The following is a 16343-nucleotide window of genomic DNA, read 5'->3' on the forward strand; positions in this document are numbered from 1 at the left end:
GTTCCCCGTTCCCCGTTCCCCGTTCCCAGGAGGTGACGACCATGGCCACCACCATCGCCAGGGCTGCCGAGGACGACACCGCGACGGCCGCGACGCACGCCGCCCGCATCGAGCACGTCTCGAAGTCCTTCCGCACCCCCACCGGGACGCAGCTCGTCCTGGACGACATCACCCTCGATGTCGCACCCGGCGAGTTCGTCACCCTTCTCGGGGCCTCCGGCTGCGGCAAATCCACGCTGCTGAATCTGGTGGCGGGGCTGGAACGGCCGACCGTGGGCACGATCAGTACGGACGGCCGCCCAGCCCTGATGTTCCAGGAACACGCCCTGTTCCCCTGGCTGACCGCCGGCCGCAACATCGAACTCGCACTCAAACTCCGCGGCGTCCCACGCCCCGAACGACGACCCGAAGCCGAACGCCTCCTCGAACTCGTCCGACTGGGCGGCGCCCACCGCAAACGCATCCACGAACTGTCGGGTGGTATGCGCCAACGCGTCGCCCTGGCCCGTGCGCTGGCCCAGGACAGCCGCCTGCTGCTCATGGACGAGCCGTTCGCCGCACTGGACGCGATCACCCGGGACGTCCTGCACGACGAACTCACCCGCATCTGGCGGGAGACGGGGCTGTCGGTGCTGTTCGTGACCCACAACGTACGTGAGGCGGTGCGGCTGGCCCAACGGGTGGTGCTGCTGTCGTCCCGCCCCGGACGCATCGCCCGCCAATGGAACGTCGACATCCCCCAGCCGCGCCGCATCGAGGACAGCACCGTCGCCGAACTGTCCGTGGAGATCACCGAACAACTGCGTGGGGAGATCCGCCGACATGGCCAGCACTGACACCCGCCCGCACAAGGACGACACCCAGGACCTCGCCGGACTCGAAGCCGGGCTCGACGCACTGGAGACCACCCCCACCGGCCGCCCCCCACTGCACCAGACCCTGACCCGCAAAATCCTGCCACCCCTGACCGCCGTCACCCTCGTCCTGACCGCATGGCAGCTCCTGGTCTGGGCCCACATCACCCCCGCCTACAAACTCCCCGCCCCCACCGCCGTCTGGGACGAAATACAAACCGCCTGGCTCCAGGGCACCCTCCTCGACTACATCTGGACATCCGTCTCCCGCGGCCTCCTCGGCTTCCTCATCGCCCTCGCCATCGGCACCCCCCTCGGCCTCCTCGTCGCCCGCATCCCCTACGTCCGCGCCGCCCTCGGCCCCATCCTGTCCGGCCTGCAGTCCCTGCCCTCCGTCGCCTGGGTCCCCCCCGCCGTCCTCTGGCTCGGCCTCAACGACTCCATGATGTACGCCGTCATCCTCCTCGGCGCCGTCCCCTCCATCGCCAACGGCCTCGTCGCCGGCATCGACCAGATCCCACCCCTGTTCCTGCGCGCCGGCCGCACCCTCGGCGCCACCGGCCTGAACGGAGCCCGCCACATCGTCATGCCCGCCGCCCTACCCGGCTACCTCGCCGGACTCAAACAGGGCTGGGCCTTCTCCTGGCGCTCCCTGATGGCCGCCGAAATCATCGCCTCATCCCCCGACCTCGGCGTCGGACTCGGCCAACTCCTCGAAAACGGCCGCAACAACGCCAGCATGGCCCAGGTCTTCCTCGCCATCCTCCTCATCCTCACCGTCGGCATCGCCATCGACCTGCTCATCTTCAGCCCACTGGAACGACGAGTCCTGCGCACCCGCGGCCTCCTCACCAAGAACTGAGCGTTTCGTCATGCGTATCCCAGTCCTGCGTACCGCTGCCCCGGGCCCGGGCTCCGAGGTGCTCCTCGTGGTGGCCCACGGAAGCCGGGACCCTCGGCACGCCGCGACGGTGCACGCGCTCACCGCGCGGGTCCGCTCGCTGAGGCCCGGACTGCGGGTGGAGACCGGCTTCCTGGACTTCAACGCCCCCTCCGTGCCGCGGGTCCTGGAGCGGCTGGCCGCCGAGGGGGCGCGCGACATCGTCGCCCTCCCCCTGCTGCTGACCCGGGCCTTCCACGCGAAGGCCGACATCCCCGCCGTCCTGCACGAGGCGTCGGCCCGGCTGCCGCAGCTGCGGATCAGCAGGACCGAGGTGCTCGGCCCGTCGCCGCTGCTGCTGGCGGCGCTGGAGCGGCGGCTGCGAGAGGCCGGGCTGCGGCCCGGTGACCGTGCCTCGACCGGGGTCGTGCTGGCCTCGGCGGGCTCCTCAGACCCGGAGGCGATCGCAGTGATCGCAGAAATCGCGCGGGAGTGGCGGCGCACCTCTGGTTGGTGTGCCGTGCGGCCTGCGTTCGCCTCCGCATCCCTTCCCCGGACCGAGGACGCGGTGCGTGCCCTGCGCGCCGAGGGCGTTCGCCGCGTGGCGGTCGCCCCGTACGTCATCGCCCCGGGGTTCCTGCCGGACCGGATCGCCCGCGGCGCCGAGGGGGCGGACGTGGTGGCGGAGGTGCTCGGGCCGGCACCGGAACTGGCCCGGCTGCTGCTCCGGCGATTCGGCGAGGCGCTCGCGCCGGGCACGGGGGCGGCGCGTACGCCGGGCACGGGCTCGGCGTGCGGGCCGGGCGCGGCACATACGGCGCTCGGCGCGTGACCCGGCCCACGTGACCCCGCCCGCGCGGGCCGCATGCCGGGATGGGCCGCGGCGGTCTCAGTCGAAGCTGAGGCTTCCGGTGCGGGTGCGCTTCAGTTCGAAGAAGTCACCGTGGCCGACCAGGGTGCGCACGGCGTCGAAGAGCCGGACGGCCTCCTCGCCGCGCGGCACGGAGTTCAGCACGGGTCCGAAGAAGGCCTTACCGCCGAGGTGGAGGGTGGGGGTGCCGACGTAGGCACCCGCGGCCGGGTCCCTGCCCGCGTTGTGGCTCTCGCGCAGGGCGGCGTCGTACTCCGTGGAGTGAGCGGCGTCGGCGAGTGAGGCGGGGAGCCCCAGTTCCGCGAGTGCCTCCCGCACGGCGGTGCCGAAGTCCTTCTCGCCCCGGCCGTGGATGCGGGTGCCGAGGGCGGTGTAGAGGTCGCGCAGGACGGCGTCGCCGTGGTGCCGGGCGGCGGCCACGGCGACGCGTACCGGTCCGAGGGAGCGGTCGACCAGGTCCCGGTACCAGTCGGGCAGTTCATTGCCCTCGTTGTGCAGGTGAAGACTCATCACATGAAAACGGACGTCAAGGTTCCGGTGAGGCTCGACCTCCAGGATCCAGCGGGAGGTGATCCAGGCGAAGGGGCATGCGGGGTCGAACCAGAAGTCGACCGCGGTCGCGGAAGATGCCGCGTCCGTGGAGGCCGCGTCCGTCGAGGCCGTGTCCGTCGAGGTCATGGGCCCAGGCTAGGAGGCGATTGTCCCCTTCCCCTGGGACAATCCCCCGCGGCCGGAGCGGGCCACTTCAGTCCTGCCGCCGCTCCGCCCCGTCGACCAGCAGGGCCAGCTCGGCCGGGGTCGTGCTGCCCGCTTCCCGCCCCTCACGCGCGAAGGCGTCGGTGGTCCGCATGAGGACGTCGTTGACCGGTGTCGGCACCCCGTGCAGCTTCCCCAGCAGCGATATCTCCCCGTTGAGGTAGTCCACCTCGACACTGCCCGTGCCCCGGCTGAGGCTCTGCCAGGAGGAACCGAGCCCTCGCGCCTCGTTCGAGACGAAGGCCACCCGGTCGCCGCGCACCTCGCGCTGCTCCTCGGGGCTCACGGCGTCGATGCCCGCCGCGGCGTAGACCCTCCGGGCCTCGTCGGTGGCCCGCCGGTGCAGCGACTCCGCCACGGCGTCCCCGCGCCACACCCCGCACACGGCCTCGATGGCGTTGGCCGTGTTGGCCAGCAGCTTCGCGTACTTCCAGCGCATCACATCGGGTACGACCGGCGCGGCGAACGGCGCCTTCTCCAGATCCCGCGCGATGCGGCGGGCGGTCTCGTCGGTGCCTCCGGGGTAGCGGCCGAGGTGCAGGATTCCGGTCAGCGGGGCACCGGCCGCGGCGACGCGGCCGGGCTCGAGGAAGGTCGCGGGGAGCCAGACGCACATCCCGTAGACCCTGTCGAAGCGGCGCAGCGCCAGCCGTTCACCCTCGACGCCGTTCTGCGCGCAGACCAGCGGCAGCCGCTCGCCGGCCGTGCCGCCGCCCTCGACGGGGCGGCCGCTCCAGGCGTCGAGGGCGGCCACGCTGTCCTGGATCTTCACGGCGAGGAACAGTACGTCGTCCGCGCGCAGTCCGACCTCTTCCGGGCCGCTCACCACGGGGACCCGGTGGGTGCGGGTGCCGTCGGGCGTGGTGAGCCGGAGCCCGCCCTCACGCAGTGCCTCGTAGTGCGCGCCGCGCGCGACCAGTACGACGTCGACGCCCGCGCCCGCGAGCCTGCCTCCGACGGCGCCGCCCACGGCGCCCGCCCCGATGATGATGTAGCGCATGGTCCGAGCCTCGCACAGGGGCAGTGCCCGGCCCACCCCGCCCCGGAGCCCGCGGCCGTGGCCCTGCCCGTGGCCCCGCGCGTCCCCGCTTCGCGGTCGTTCAGCCGCCGCCGGCCGCGCCGGCCGCTCCCGCTTCCCCGACGACGCCGTCGAGGTCGTCGGCGTAGTACTCGAGGGCCCGGCGGTAGGACCGCAGTTGCGCGTCGCCGGTCGTGGCCGCCAGCACCTTCAGCAGCGCGCCGACCGCCTCCCGGGCCTGCCCCAGGTTGTAGAGCGCCATGGCGCGGAAGGTGCGCAGTGCCTGGTCGCCGGGGAACTCGCCGAGCCCCCGGTCGAAGGTCGCCAGCGCGTCCTCGTAGCGCCCCAGCACCCGGTGGGTGCTGCCGAGTCCGAGCCAGGCCCCGGCGCGCTCGCGCGGGGACAGGCCCGGGCGGTCCAGGGCCCGTTCGTAGTGCGGGAGGGCTTCGGCCTCCAGGCCGAGCACGTCGTGTGTCCAGGCCGTCTGGTAGGCGACGCCGGCGTGGTCGGGATGTTCCCTGCAGAGGTCGAGCAGCCGTCGCCGCGCCTCCTCCGGGCGGCCGGCGGAACGGAGTTCCACCGCCTCGCGCAGCCGCGGTCCGAGGCCGGGGCCGGGGCCGCTCATGCCGGCGTCCCCTGATGGAACCAGAGTTTCCAGCCCTCGCCGGTACGCAGCCACAGCGAGCTGCGGCGGGCCCGCGAACCGTTCCACTCGGTGACGAAGGTCAGGTGGACGACGTCGTGGGCGAGCCGCACGCCGCGCATCTCGGAGGCGGTGATCCGCTCCTCCTCGGCGGTCGCCCCGGCCGGCAGGGCGGCGAGGATCGCGGCGCGGTCCCAGACCCGGCCGGACTGGCCGATCTCGGTGAAGTCGGGGTGCAGATAGGCGTCGACGAGGTCGCCCGAGGCGCGTACCTCAGGGTCGAGCAGCCGCATCTCGCCGTCGACGGCGGCCTGCACGGCGGCCCGGTCGTCCTCCTCGCCGAGGGCTTCCTTCTCGCCGCGGACGCCGTGGGTGTCCCGGCGGTCGACGCTGTCCCGGCGGTCCGGGGCGTCGTGGCGGAAGTCCTCGCCGTCCCGCCCGTTCATGCGGTCTCCTCCGTCAGACGCAGCAGCGCGGTCACGGTGTTCCAGTTGCGGGTGGTCGCCGTGACGCCCTTCGGGACCGCGGAGGGCCTGGAGAGGACCTCCGCAAGTTTGGAGCGGCCCACTCCGTTCGGCGTGTGCAGGTAGAACTCGCTGACGCCGAGGCGGAATTCGTCCGGCGCGTAGGCCTCGGGATCGACGGACGCGAACCAGCCCTCCCCGATCCGCTCCGACAGGAACGTGACGTGCAGGCGGTTGCCCTCGAAGGTGCCCTCGGGGAACGGGTTGGCCTCGACGACCGCGCGCAGGCCGGCGGTGTCGCGCACCAGGCAGGGGACCTGGAACCCGAAGTGCGCCTCGATCGCCTTCTCCAGCTCCGCGACGGTCTCCGCGGCCGTGCCCCCGGCCGTGAAGACGGCGTTGCCGCTGTTGAGGTGGGTGCGCACGGCGCCGTACCCGATGTCCTGGATCAGTGCCCGCAGCTCCGCCATGGGAACCTTCTTGCTGCCGCCCACGTTGATGCCACGCAGGAGCGCCGCGTACGTCGTCCTCATGCGAAAACCTTAAGGCGTGCTTCTGTCAACGGCCTTATGTCTTTACCTGTAAGGGGCGGCTGTCAGCCTTGAAGCTGATGCGGCAGCGCCTGAAGGATGACAACCCACTCCCTGGTTTCGGCTGGCAGCACGACGAAGGCGCGGGCGTTGCGCCATAGCCTCGTCCGGGACAGGCGGAAGCGGCTCGGAGCTCCGGCCGCTCATCGTGCGACGAGGGAGCAGAACCCGTCATGAGAAGGCCCAAGACGCAGCCGGCCGACGGCTTGCGGCCACACGGAATAGCCGCCAGGGCAGGCGGGTGGAGCGCCCGGCACCGGTGGGCGGCGATCGGCATCTGGGTGCTGTTCGTCGTACTGGCGATGGGGCTCGGCTCGGCTGCCGGCCGGGTGGACGTCAAGGACAGCGAGCAGATGTCCGGCGAGGTCAGCCAGGCCGAACAGATCATCGAGGACGCCGGCATAGAGGAACTGGCCTCCGAGACCGTGCTCCTCCAGGCGCGTGACGGGGCGACGAGGACGACGGACCCGGAGTTCCGCACCGCCGTCGACGACGTGGTGAAGGCTGTCGAGGCCACCGGCGAGGTCACCGCGGTCACCTCGCCGTACGACTCCGGCACGATCTCCAAGGACGGCCGCAGCGCGCTGGTGCAGTTCGACGTGCGCGGCTCCCCCGACACGGCCGGCGAGCGGATAGAACCGGTCCTCGACGCGGTGGGCGAGGTCCAGGACCGGCACGAGGACCGGCTGCGGATCGAGGAGATCGGCAGCGCCAGCATGGCCAAGACCTTCGACGACGCGTACGGCGAGGACTTCAAGCAGGCCGAGCTCTCCGCGGTGCCGGTCGCGCTGGGCATTCTGCTCATCGCCTTCGGCGCGCTGGTCGCGGCGCTGCTGCCGGTGGCACTGGCGATCACCGCGATCATCGCGACGATGGGTCTGATGGCCCTCGTGAGTCATGTCCAGCCGATGAGCGAGACGGCGGACTCCGTGATGCTGCTGGTGGGCCTGGCGGTCGGCGTCGACTACTGCCTGTTCTACCTGCGGCGCGAGCGCGAGGAGCGGGAGGCGGGACGCGACGCGGCGACCGCGCTGCAGATCGCGGCGGCGACCAGTGGCCGGGCGGTCATCGTCTCGGGCGTCACGGTCTGCGTGGCCATGGCCGGCATGCTCTTCACCGGTATCGGCGAGTTCGAGGCGATGGGCCTCGCCTCGCTGATGGTCGTCGCGGTGGCGATGGTCGGTTCGGTCACCGTGCTTCCCGCGCTGCTCTCGCTGCTCGGTGAGCGCGTGGAGAAGGGCCGGGTGCCGTTCCTTCGCCGTGTCAAGCGGGGGGACGCGGCCGGCGGGAGCAGGCTGTGGAGCAGGGTGCTCCGCGGCGTGCTCCACAGGCCGGTGGTCTCCCTGCTGGTGGCGGCGGGCGCGCTGCTCGCGGTCGCGTCGCCCGCGGTGGGGATGAAGACCCAGAACCTCACGCTGGACCAGGAGTTCGGTGACTCGCAGCCGATCGTCGCGACGTACAACAGGCTGAACGAGGCATTCCCCGGCGGTTCCGACCCGGCCGAGGTCGTCGTCAGGGCCGAGGACATCAGCGACCCCGAGGTGGCCTCGGCGATCGCCGCGTTCCGTGAGCGTGCGGTGAGTTCCGGCGCGTCGAGGGGCCCGGTCGAGGTGGTCACGCACGACGAGCGGAACGTGGCCTTCATCTACGTGCCGCTGGTCGGCGGCTCCGACCAGGAGAAGGCGGAGCAGTCGCTCACGACCCTCCGCGACGAGGTCAGGCCGGACACCCTCGGCAAGGTCGACGGAGTCGAGGCTCCGGTGACCGGCATGGTCGCGGGCTCGAAGGACTTCAACGACCGGATCGTGGGCTCGGTCCTCCCGGTCTTCGTCTTCGTCGTGATCTTCGCCTTCGTGCTGATGCTGCTCTGCTTCCGCTCACTGACGATCGCGGTGACCTCGATCATTCTGAACCTGCTGTCGGTGGGCGCGGCGTACGGCATTCTGACGGCCATCTTCCAGCACGGCTGGGGCGCCTCGCTGGTGGGCGCGGAGGGGGTCGGCGCCATCGTCTCGTGGCTGCCGCTGTTCCTCTTCGTGATCCTCTTCGGGCTGAGCATGGACTACCACGTGTTCGTCGTGTCCCGGATCCGCGAGGCGAAGGTGCAGGGGCGCTCCACGAAGGACGCCATCACCCATGGCGTCGTGACGACGGCGGGCGTGGTGACCAGCGCCGCGGTCATCATGGTCGCGGTGTTCGCGATCTTCGGAACGCTGTCGATGCAGTCCATGAAGCAGATGGGCGTGGGTCTGGCGGCAGCGGTCCTCATCGACGCCACCGTGATCCGCGGGGTGCTGCTGCCCGCCGTGATGGCGCTGCTCGGCGACCACAACTGGTACCTGCCGAAGTGGCTGCGATGGCTGCCCGACCTCACCCACGACGAGCCCGCGCCGCCGTTGCCCGCCCGGGTCGCGGGCGACGAGGAGGAGCCGGTGGAAGCGGTGCGCGTCTGACCCGGAAACGGCCTCGTCCGTGACCGCTGTGACGGACCGCGGCCCAGGAGCGGGAGTCGCTCCTGGGCCGCGGTGCGATTCGTGGGGCGCGGGCGTACAACCTCTCGCACCGCACGGTCGTCGTAGAGGTGAATCGTCACCTGCCGGGAGGGGAGACCGTGGACAGGCGGATGCTGATACGAGGTGCCGTGGCCGGGGTGATCGGAGTGCCGACGGCCATGTGGCTGAACAGTCGCGCGCACGCCGACGCCCAGGGGGAGATGCCGACGGCTTCATGCGAGAGCGGCGCTCCGGGCGCTTCCGGCGGCGGGTGCGCCGGGGATCCGGGGGCAGCGCCGGACCGCCGGGAGTGAGCGCCCGGGACTGAGTGCCCGAATCCGGACGCCCGAGCCGGCCCCGGCCGCCCGGCCAGGGCACGGACGGGGGCCGGTTCCCCGCGGGACGGCCGGCGGGCCCCGGTCGGCCCGCTCACCGCTTCGCCCCGCCGCCTCGCCCCTCGACTCGCGCCCTCGACGCCTCGCCCGGCGGGCGTTCCTGCCGGCCACAGCACGTGAATCCCGCGCCCACCGCCCACTCGTCGCTCTTACCGCCGCCCGCGCAGCCAGGGCTCACCCAGGCCTGGTGCCGCCCTCGCGCCGTCCTCGCGCCGAACCGCCCCGGCCTCACCGGGCGGGCAGTTCCGCCTCGATGAGGTCGGCCGCCCGCTTCGTACCGCCCTCGGCGGCCATCTCACGCCCGACGGCCGCCAGCCTCGCGGCGACCTCCGGGTCGTCCGCCACGGCGAGCACGGCCTCGCGCAGCGCCTGCGCGGTGGCCTGCTCCTTCGGCACGTGACGGGCGACGCCGAGGGACTCCAGGACGGCGGCGTTGCCGAACTGGTCGACTGCCTGCGGCACGGCGACCATCGGCGTGGCCGTGGCCAGTCCCTCCTGGCTGCCGCCGGCTCCCGCGTGGGTGATGAAGGCGTCGGCCTGCCTGAGCACCGCCAGTTGCGGCACCCAGTCGTGCACCTCCACGTTGTCCGGGACGGGGCCGAGTTCCGCCGGGTCGACGAACTTGCCGATCTGGAGCACCACGTGCCAGCCGGGCAGGTCACCGAAGGCCCTCAGGCACTCGCGGTAGAACTCCGGTTCCTTGGTGAAGGCCGAGCCGAGGGAGACCAGCAGCACCTTCTCCGCGTCCGCCGGGCGCTGCCAGTCGCCCTGTTCCGCCCGGTCGCCCTGGCAGGCGCCGACGAAGGTGTAGACGGACTCGTCCACGCGGTCCGCCTGCGGCTGGAGGGCCTTCGGCATGACGACGAGGCTGCGCGGCGGGCGGCCCGCGAACTCGTCCGGGCTCAGGTGCGACAGGCCGTTCTCGTCGAGCCAGGCGCGGAAGCGGGCGTAGTAGGCCCTGCCGCGCTCGGTGCTCATGATCTCGGCGACCATCGGCGCGGCCACCTCCTCCTCGTACCCCTCCCAGGCGACGAGGTTGGGCGAGAGCTGGACAAAGGGCACTCCCCACCGGTGGGCCAGCACCCGCGCGGGGTAGGCCGTGATGTCCGCCAGCACGAGGTCGGGTTCGTCCCCCTCGTACGCCGCGAGCTGCTGGGGCAGGGCCTGCACGGCGTCCGCGAGGAAGGGCTCGACGTTGTCGATCACCTCCGTGCCCCATGCCTCGGGTTCGTCCTCGGTCGGCAGCGTGGAGCGGTAGATCCTGGGTTCGGCACCGGTGACCGCGACCTTGCCCGCGAAGGACTCGGGGACGGCGTAGGTGACCCGGTGGCCGCGGGCCACCAGTTCTCGGACGATCTCCAGGCTCGGGTTGACGTGGCCGTGGGCCGCGATGCTGAACATCGCGATGTGCGCTGGGTGCATGCACACAGGGTAGACGAGACGAGACGTCTCGTGCAATCGGATTGCCGTCGGGCGGGTCCGGATGCGCGGCGCCCGGCAGCGGGGGTGGGCGCCGGGCGCGCTCCTCCCCGGCTGAGAGAATGTGCCCGTCGGAGCGCGGGTCGAGGGACCGGCCGGGGAGGGTGGAGGTCGTTGTGGCGGGTTCACGGGAGGTTCCCTTCGACGAGGACAGGGCGCGGGCGGCGCTGCCGGCGGACCTGCGCGACGCCGAGCTGGTCTCGCTGGGCGAGAACGCGGTGTTCGCGGCGGGCGGGCTCGTGGTGAAGGTCGGGCGCTCGGCGGAGCTGCTCGAACGCGCCGAGCGGGAACTTGCCGTCGCGGACTGGCTGGCCGGCGCCGGAGTGCCGGCGGTGCGGGGCGCGGAGCCCGGGGCGCGGCTGGTCGACGGGCACCCGGTGACGGTGTGGCACCGGCTGCCGGAGCCCGTGCGGCCGGCGGAGCCGCGGGACCTCGCGGAGCTGTTGCGGATGGTGCACGCCCTGCCGGAGCCGCCCTTCCCGCTGCCGCGCCGGGAACTGCTCGACGGTGTCGAGCGGTGGCTGCGGCTGGCCGGGGACGCCATCGACCGGGCCGACGCGGACTATCTGCGCGGACGCAGGGACGGTTTCGCGGCCGCCGCGGCCGCGCTGGCCCCGCGCCTCGTGCCGGGACCGATCCACGGTGACGCACTGCCCCGCAACGTCCTCGTCGGGCCCGACGGGCCGGTGCTGGTGGACCTGGAGACGTTCTCCTCCGATCTGCGCGAGCACGACCTGGTGGTGATGGCCCTGTCCAAGGACCGCTACGGGCTGCCCGCCGAGGCCTACGACGCGTTCACCAGGACCTACGGCTGGGACGTCCGGGAGTGGGAAGGCTGCGCGGTGCTGCGCGGCGCCCGGGAGACGGCGAGCTGCGCCTGGGTGGCCCAGCACGCCCCCGCCAACCCGGCGGCCCTGGCCGAGTTCCGGCGCCGTGTCGCCTCCCTGCGCGACGAGGACCAGTCCGTGCGGTGGTATCCGTTCTGACCCGGGGCCCGTACCCCGCACCGACGCCCCGACCCGCAGCGGCCCCGGCACACGGCGGATGGACGTCCGTCAGGTCCGTCAGGTCCGTCCAGCAGCGCCCGCATCCACGCCGGGTGGGTCCCTGCGCGGTCCGTCCGCCGCCACGAGTTCGACCTCGAAGCCGTCCTCGTTCTCCAGGTAGGCGGCGTAGTGCCGCGGACCGCCCGCGTAGGGGTGCCGGTCCTGGAACATCAGGCGCCAGCCGTGCCGCACGGCGTCGGCGGCCAGTCTGTCGACCTCGGCGTCGTCCTCGACGTGGAAGGCCAGGTGGTTGAGCCCCGGCCGGTGACGGTCGTGCCGGCCGGCGGTGAGGGCCGGAGACTGCTCCAGCACCAGATAGGTCGTACCGAGCCGCCAACTGCGGCCCGCTTCCCAGCTCTGGAAGGGCGTGTGGCCGAGCGCCTCCAGCAGCCGGCCGACCGTGGCCACCGCCCGGTCGATGTCCGGGACCCAGAGTTCGACGTGGTGCAGCGTCCCGCTCACCGGACGGCCGGCTCCCCCACCGGGGGCCGGGCCGTCCTCGGTGGTGCCGCCGCCAGGAGGCCCCGGCACGGCCGTCAGCTCCCGGGGCGGGGGATGAGGGGCCAGGCCCCTTCGACCCGTGCGCCGGGGTTCGATGTGCGGCGGAGGTACTTCTGGAGCGACGCGGACTGTTCGGCCGCCGCGCGCACCTGCAGTTCGTGGAGGTCCGCGAGCCCGACGCCTCCTATGTCCGTGTACTTCGTCCCCATGCTGCGCGCCGCGCGGGCCGCGGCCACCGCGTCGGCGACCGCGTTGTGGGCGTCGTCGAGCGGTACGCCGTAGTGCTCGCACAGGGCCTGGAGGTTCCGCTTGCCCTTTCTGTAGCGGTCCACGTGCTTGTCCAGGACCAGGGGGTCGATGACGGGGGCGGGCTTCCCGCTCAGCCGCTCGGCCAGCGGCCGTATCCCGTGGCGGCGGCACTCCCGGTCGAGGAGGGACAGGTCGTAGCGCGCGTTCATCACCACCAGCGGGGTGCCCGAGGCCAGCACCTCGGCGACGGCGGACGTTATCTCCTCGATCGCGGGAGCGGCCCGCGTCCCGTGCTTGCGCACATGCTCGGTGGAGATGCCGTGGATCGCCGCGGCCTGCTCGGGAATGGGAACGCCCGGGTCGAGCAGCCAGGTCCGTTCCCGCGAGATGCGCCCGTCCGGGTCCACCGCGACGACCGCCGCGGTGACGATGCGGTCGGACTCGACGTCGGTGCCCGTCGTCTCCAGGTCGAACGCGGCCAGCGGCCCGCTGGTCCAGCTCATCGCGGGCCCCCCGCTCCGGCGCCTCTTTCCGCGGCTCGGTTCGCCTCCGGGGCTCCGAAGCCAGTGCCGACGGACGATCGTGCTCGGCCACTCGTCCCTCGCGGCCTGTGCGCGTTCTCCCTTTCGGCGCAGGCGCGCCCCTTCGGCTCACTCGCCCTGTGCGGGCGGGCGCCCATGGTCCCCAGGTCGAAGCCGGTCAGCGGCTCCCGGTGCCAGCGCATCACTGACTCCCCCCATCTCTCGTGCTCAGGTGTCTTCACCTTCCCACCCGCCACTGACAATCGACGGCGCGTCAGCCGCCTTATGGACATGTCCGGATGGATGCGGTGGGACGCGAATAGAAACGGACACAGTCGAATATGCTGGGCAGATCAGGAGACAGGGCGCGAGTCCACCCATACCGACTCGAATTCCTCACGGTAGGTCTCGAACAGGCCGTGGTCGCTCTCCTGCCCCGAGCGCACCACCCGGCGCCCGCCGCGCAGCACCAGCACCGGTGCCTCCATGCCACGTGCCCGGCGCAGGTAGGACTGGACGACGGCGATGCCGTCGGAGCCGTCCCCGTCGACCAGGTAGGCGGTGAAGCGCGGCGTCTCGTCGAAGACGTGGATCTCGAAGGCGCCCGGATCGCGCAGCCGCGACCGCACACGCCGCATGTGGAGGATGTTCATCTCCACCGAGCGGCTCAGTTCGCCCTTCTTGATGCCCAGTTCCCGCTCGCGCCGCTTCACGGCGCTGCTGGCCGGGTTGAGGAAGACCAGCCGCACCCGGCAGCCGGATTCGGCGAGGCGCACCAGGCGCCGCCCGGAGAAGTTCTGCACCAGCAGGTTGAGCCCTATCCCGATGGCGTCGATACGCCGGGCGCCGCCGAAGAGGTCCTCGGCGGGCAGCTGGCGCTGCAGCCGCACCCGGTCGGGGTGTACGCCCACCACATCGGCGAACCGGTCGCCGACGAGGTCCTCCAGGGCGTCGACCGGCAGCCGGTGCGCCGAGGGCACCCCGGCGCCGCCGCCGAGTATCTCCAGCAGGCGCGCGGAGGCGCGCTCGGCCTGGGCCAGGACGGTCTCGTTGAGTGCCCGGTTCCTGGAGACGACGTTGCGGGCCACCTCGAGCTCGTCCAGGGCGAGTTCGACATCACGCCGGTCGTCGAAGTACGGCTCGAAGCAGGGCCAGTGCTGGACCATCAGCTCCCGCAGCTGCGGGAGGGTGAGAAAGCTCAGCACGTTGTCGTCCGCGGGGTCCAGGAGATAACCCTTGCGGCGGCTGACCTCCCGTACGGCGACGGCCCGCTGCACCCATTCCTGGCCGGCCGGGCCCGCGGCGGCGACGGCCCAGTCCTCGCCGTGGACGGGTTCGTAGATGGGACGCAGAACAGCGGCCACGACCGCGCGCAGCCGCTGTTCCACCAGATTCAGCCAGACGTAGGCCCGGCCTGCCCGCTGTGCGCGGGTGCGCACTTCGGTCCAGGCCTCGGTGCCCCAGTCCAGTTCCGGTCCGATCTGAGAACCCGTCTCCATCGGCCGGGCCAGGGTCACCGAGCCCGGTGGGACATCCGTGGGGCCGCCCTCGTGACCACCGTCACCAGGAGGCAGCTCCAGCCCGCCCGAGCTCACCCACGCACCCCTTCCCAGCCCTGTTCGAACGATCAAGGAAGGGTACTCCGCGATCGGGACGCGGTGCAGCCGGATGCGCAGGCTCCTTCGTCAACGCCCGGACATGTAGTTGCCGTTCTGGTTCTTCAGCGCGTCCGGGGTGAGCGGGTTCATGGCCGTGACGTCGCGCGGAACCATCTGGAAGCCCTGCCAGTGGACGGGCATCGGCTGCTGGTCCTCGTCACGGGCGATGTGGTGGAAGCCGATGTTCACCCATGTGACGGGGCGCGTCAGCGTCTGCCCGTTGACCCACTTGTCGACGCTCTTGCCCGCGCCGGCCCCGCAGCTGCGCAGGTTGTTGCTGGCGAACTGCTCACACTTGTTGTACTCGGTGAAGTAGACGTCGTGCTTGGTGTAGCCGCGTCCCGGGTACTTCGTGGAGGGGCCGGGCACGATCTCGTAACTGCGGGCGTGGTTGTCCTTGTTCTTGCCGGTGGCGCTGACCATCCGCCACCACCGGTAGGTCTTGACGTCGCCCGCGAGTTCCTTGGTGACCTTCGTGCGGGTGGTCTTGATCTTCGGGGTGCCGCCGCCGCTCGGCGCCGTGAGCTTGGAGTCGTACTGCTCGACCTTGGAGGGCTTGCCGTCGAGGCCGAAGTTCAGCCGCCAGAAGACGTTGTGGCTGTGGCTGGTGGCGTAGTCCTTGGCGCCCTTGCCGATGGGCCAGCCGCGGCCGTCACCGGCGTCGTAGTCGCCGTAGGACAGGCTTCCCGTGGCGCCGACGTTGGCGTTGACGGTGCCGTCGTCGGAGAAGCGCCACTCGGTCATGTATTCGTACCAGCCGACCTGGTTCACGGTGTAGACGAGCAGGTCCTTGCCCTGGGCCTGCCACACCTGGCCGGCGGCGTCGCCCGCCATGCGGTAGGCGTGGCCGCGGGCCCTGGTGGTGGTGCACAGGCCCTTCACGTTGCCGCCGCCGTCGGGCAGCTTGACGGTCTTGATGGTGCCGCCGGGGCACTCGGCGGCCTTGAGGCCCTGCAGCCCCATCCCGAAGCCGAAGGAGGTGAGGTCGTCGTACTCGTTCTGGCCGTCGTCGTAGGGAACGTGGATCTGGCCCAGCTTGCCGGTGGTGAGGACCTTGATCGGCGCGTTCTCGCCCTTGGGCTGGTACGAGACCTTGTTCAGGACGAGGCCCGCTTCCCGCTCGTACGACCAGCACATGCGCCATGTGGTGCCGCCGGACAGTGTCTGTTCGATCTTGTAGGCGTCGCTGCAGTCGGCCGCCGCGGCGGCGGGCGCCTCGGGCGTGGCGGCGTTCGCGGCCGGTCCCGTCGCCACGGCCGCGCCGCCGAGCAGCGCGCTCGCGGCGAGGGCCGCCGCCCCGCGCCTGCGGGCACGGCTCACTCTGTTGACGTGCATGAAGAAGCACTCCTCGCAGTACTGGTGCAGGAAGAATGGTGTGTGGCCGGGCGGCGGCAGGGCCGGGCCCGGATTCGGCGGCCGCCGCCGGGGTGGGTGGCTGCGGCCCGTGCCTGGCGTGCGCCGCTTCCGCGTCCGCTGCCGCCGCGGCCGGGGCCGGGCTCGCCGGGACGGCGGTGGAGCGGGTCAGCCGATGCTGCCGACCTTCCGCGCGCTGAGGTCGACGACCAGACTCCTGGTGTCGATCCAGGGACCGTTCTTGACCTTGGTGAACAGCGTCACGCAGCGGTGCGTGCCGCATTCGCCCAGCGACGCGGGCCCGGGCCTCTCCGCGGACACCTGGTAGACCATGCCGGTGACCGTCAGCTGGTCGGCCGAGGTCAGTTCCTTGCTCGTGGCGTCCTTGTAGTCCGCCTTCAGGCCCTTGCCCAACGGGGCGGCGATCAGCAGTTCGGCCGCCTCACGGGCCTCCGCGCCGGTCGGCGGCGGCTGGACGCCCCGCTGGGTGTCGGTCTGCTCGACCTTGCCGGTCTCCAGGTTGACGGTCTTGGTGACCAGGGTGTCGGCCTTGTCGTCGTGGTACGACAGCTC

Annotated in this window: 15 protein-coding genes and 1 pseudogene; 5 read left to right on the forward strand and 11 right to left on the reverse strand. The window is 72.0% G+C overall.

Translation table 11 applies throughout. The annotated features are described in order from the left end of the window. Positions 1-41 precede the first annotated feature (41 nt). Genes GUY61_RS21230 through GUY61_RS21240 form a run of 3 tightly spaced genes read left to right on the forward strand, consistent with a single transcriptional unit; the run spans position 42 to position 2566 of the window. Positions 42-836: an ABC transporter ATP-binding protein gene (locus GUY61_RS21230; protein WP_166631808.1), complete on the forward strand. Its 795-nt coding sequence runs from the start codon at positions 42-44 to the stop codon at positions 834-836. Further along, the gene (locus GUY61_RS21235; protein ID WP_166631809.1) at positions 823-1716 is read left to right on the forward strand and encodes an ABC transporter permease; all 894 of its coding nucleotides are present in this window, start codon (positions 823-825) and stop codon (positions 1714-1716) included. The genes GUY61_RS21230 and GUY61_RS21235 overlap by 14 nt, the downstream gene beginning before the upstream one ends. 10 nt (positions 1717-1726) lie before the next feature. After that, the gene (locus GUY61_RS21240; RefSeq protein ID WP_166631810.1) at positions 1727-2566 is read left to right on the forward strand and encodes a sirohydrochlorin chelatase; all 840 of its coding nucleotides are present in this window, start codon (positions 1727-1729) and stop codon (positions 2564-2566) included. Positions 2567-2623: 57 nt separating this feature from the next. Here GUY61_RS21240 and GUY61_RS21245 read toward each other — a convergent pair whose 3' ends face one another. The 5 genes from GUY61_RS21245 to GUY61_RS21265 form a co-directional block, all read right to left on the reverse strand. Next, entirely contained in the window at positions 2624-3283 is a 660-nt protein-coding gene (locus tag GUY61_RS21245) for a DsbA family protein (protein WP_166631811.1), read from the reverse strand. A gap of 67 nt (positions 3284-3350) precedes the next feature. Then, a complete protein-coding gene (locus GUY61_RS21250) occupies positions 3351-4361 on the reverse strand; it encodes a ketopantoate reductase family protein (RefSeq protein WP_166631812.1) in 1011 nt (336 codons plus the stop codon). A gap of 100 nt (positions 4362-4461) precedes the next feature. After that, positions 4462-5004 carry a tetratricopeptide repeat protein gene (locus GUY61_RS21255; RefSeq protein WP_166631813.1) on the reverse strand — a complete coding sequence of 181 codons (543 nt, stop codon included), beginning with the start codon at positions 5002-5004 and terminating at the stop codon, positions 4462-4464. Continuing rightward, positions 5001-5468 (reverse strand): DUF4440 domain-containing protein, encoded by a 468-nt coding sequence (locus GUY61_RS21260; protein ID WP_166631814.1) that lies wholly within the window; start codon positions 5466-5468, stop codon positions 5001-5003. Before GUY61_RS21260 ends, GUY61_RS21255 begins: the two co-directional genes overlap by 4 nt. Next, positions 5465-6019: a DUF1697 domain-containing protein gene (locus GUY61_RS21265; RefSeq protein ID WP_166631815.1), complete on the reverse strand. Its 555-nt coding sequence runs from the start codon at positions 6017-6019 to the stop codon at positions 5465-5467. The genes GUY61_RS21260 and GUY61_RS21265 overlap by 4 nt, the downstream gene beginning before the upstream one ends. 230 nt (positions 6020-6249) lie before the next feature. Between GUY61_RS21265 and GUY61_RS21270 the strand changes: the two genes are divergently transcribed. Then, positions 6250-8529 carry an MMPL family transporter gene (locus tag GUY61_RS21270; RefSeq protein ID WP_166631816.1) on the forward strand — a complete coding sequence of 760 codons (2280 nt, stop codon included), beginning with the start codon at positions 6250-6252 and terminating at the stop codon, positions 8527-8529. A gap of 662 nt (positions 8530-9191) precedes the next feature. Here GUY61_RS21270 and mgt read toward each other — a convergent pair. Then, a complete protein-coding gene (mgt, locus tag GUY61_RS21275; RefSeq protein ID WP_166631817.1) occupies positions 9192-10385 on the reverse strand; it encodes a macrolide-inactivating glycosyltransferase in 1194 nt (397 codons plus the stop codon). Between the two features lie 173 nt (positions 10386-10558). Here mgt and GUY61_RS21280 point away from each other — a divergent pair, with 173 nt between their 5' ends. After that, positions 10559-11428: a phosphotransferase enzyme family protein gene (locus GUY61_RS21280; RefSeq protein WP_398956340.1), complete on the forward strand. Its 870-nt coding sequence runs from the start codon at positions 10559-10561 to the stop codon at positions 11426-11428. Between the two features lie 78 nt (positions 11429-11506). Here GUY61_RS21280 and GUY61_RS21285 read toward each other — a convergent pair whose 3' ends face one another. The 5 genes and pseudogenes from GUY61_RS21285 to GUY61_RS21305 form a co-directional block, all read right to left on the reverse strand. Further along, the gene (locus GUY61_RS21285; protein WP_166631819.1) at positions 11507-11950 is read right to left on the reverse strand and encodes a VOC family protein; all 444 of its coding nucleotides are present in this window, start codon (positions 11948-11950) and stop codon (positions 11507-11509) included. 74 nt (positions 11951-12024) lie between these two features. Further along, positions 12025-12741, reverse strand: coding sequence for a 3'-5' exonuclease (locus tag GUY61_RS21290; RefSeq protein ID WP_166631820.1), 717 nt, complete (start codon positions 12739-12741; stop codon positions 12025-12027). Between the two features lie 371 nt (positions 12742-13112). Continuing rightward, positions 13113-14354 (reverse strand): SAV2148 family HEPN domain-containing protein, encoded by a 1242-nt coding sequence (locus tag GUY61_RS21295; protein WP_166631821.1) that lies wholly within the window; start codon positions 14352-14354, stop codon positions 13113-13115. 90 nt (positions 14355-14444) lie between these two features. Next, the gene (locus GUY61_RS21300) at positions 14445-15752 is read right to left on the reverse strand and encodes a copper amine oxidase (RefSeq protein WP_166631822.1); all 1308 of its coding nucleotides are present in this window, start codon (positions 15750-15752) and stop codon (positions 14445-14447) included. Positions 15753-15938: 186 nt separating this feature from the next. Further along, positions 15939-16343 (reverse strand): annotated as a pseudogene (locus GUY61_RS21305) (Tat pathway signal sequence domain protein); the annotation flags it as partial.

Origin of the sequence: Streptomyces sp. GC420 (assembly GCF_009916105.1) — a bacterium.
Classification (GTDB): Bacteria; Actinomycetota; Actinomycetes; order Streptomycetales; family Streptomycetaceae; genus Streptomyces.

Coding starts and splice junctions, on each gene's coding strand:
- GUY61_RS21265 (WP_166631815.1), bottom strand. CDS start 6,019: ATGAGGACGACGTACGCGGCGCTCCTGCGTGGCATCAACGTGGGCGGC.
- GUY61_RS21240 (WP_166631810.1), top strand. CDS start 1,727: ATGCGTATCCCAGTCCTGCGTACCGCTGCCCCGGGCCCGGGCTCCGAG.
- mgt (WP_166631817.1), bottom strand. CDS start 10,385: ATGCACCCAGCGCACATCGCGATGTTCAGCATCGCGGCCCACGGCCAC.
- GUY61_RS21255 (WP_166631813.1), bottom strand. CDS start 5,004: ATGAGCGGCCCCGGCCCCGGCCTCGGACCGCGGCTGCGCGAGGCGGTG.
- GUY61_RS21235 (WP_166631809.1), top strand. CDS start 823: ATGGCCAGCACTGACACCCGCCCGCACAAGGACGACACCCAGGACCTC.
- GUY61_RS21230 (WP_166631808.1), top strand. CDS start 42: ATGGCCACCACCATCGCCAGGGCTGCCGAGGACGACACCGCGACGGCC.
- GUY61_RS21270 (WP_166631816.1), top strand. CDS start 6,250: ATGAGAAGGCCCAAGACGCAGCCGGCCGACGGCTTGCGGCCACACGGA.
- GUY61_RS21245 (WP_166631811.1), bottom strand. CDS start 3,283: ATGACCTCGACGGACACGGCCTCGACGGACGCGGCCTCCACGGACGCG.
- GUY61_RS21300 (WP_166631822.1), bottom strand. CDS start 15,752: ATGCACGTCAACAGAGTGAGCCGTGCCCGCAGGCGCGGGGCGGCGGCC.
- GUY61_RS21250 (WP_166631812.1), bottom strand. CDS start 4,361: ATGCGCTACATCATCATCGGGGCGGGCGCCGTGGGCGGCGCCGTCGGA.
- GUY61_RS21260 (WP_166631814.1), bottom strand. CDS start 5,468: ATGAACGGGCGGGACGGCGAGGACTTCCGCCACGACGCCCCGGACCGC.
- GUY61_RS21290 (WP_166631820.1), bottom strand. CDS start 12,741: ATGAGCTGGACCAGCGGGCCGCTGGCCGCGTTCGACCTGGAGACGACG.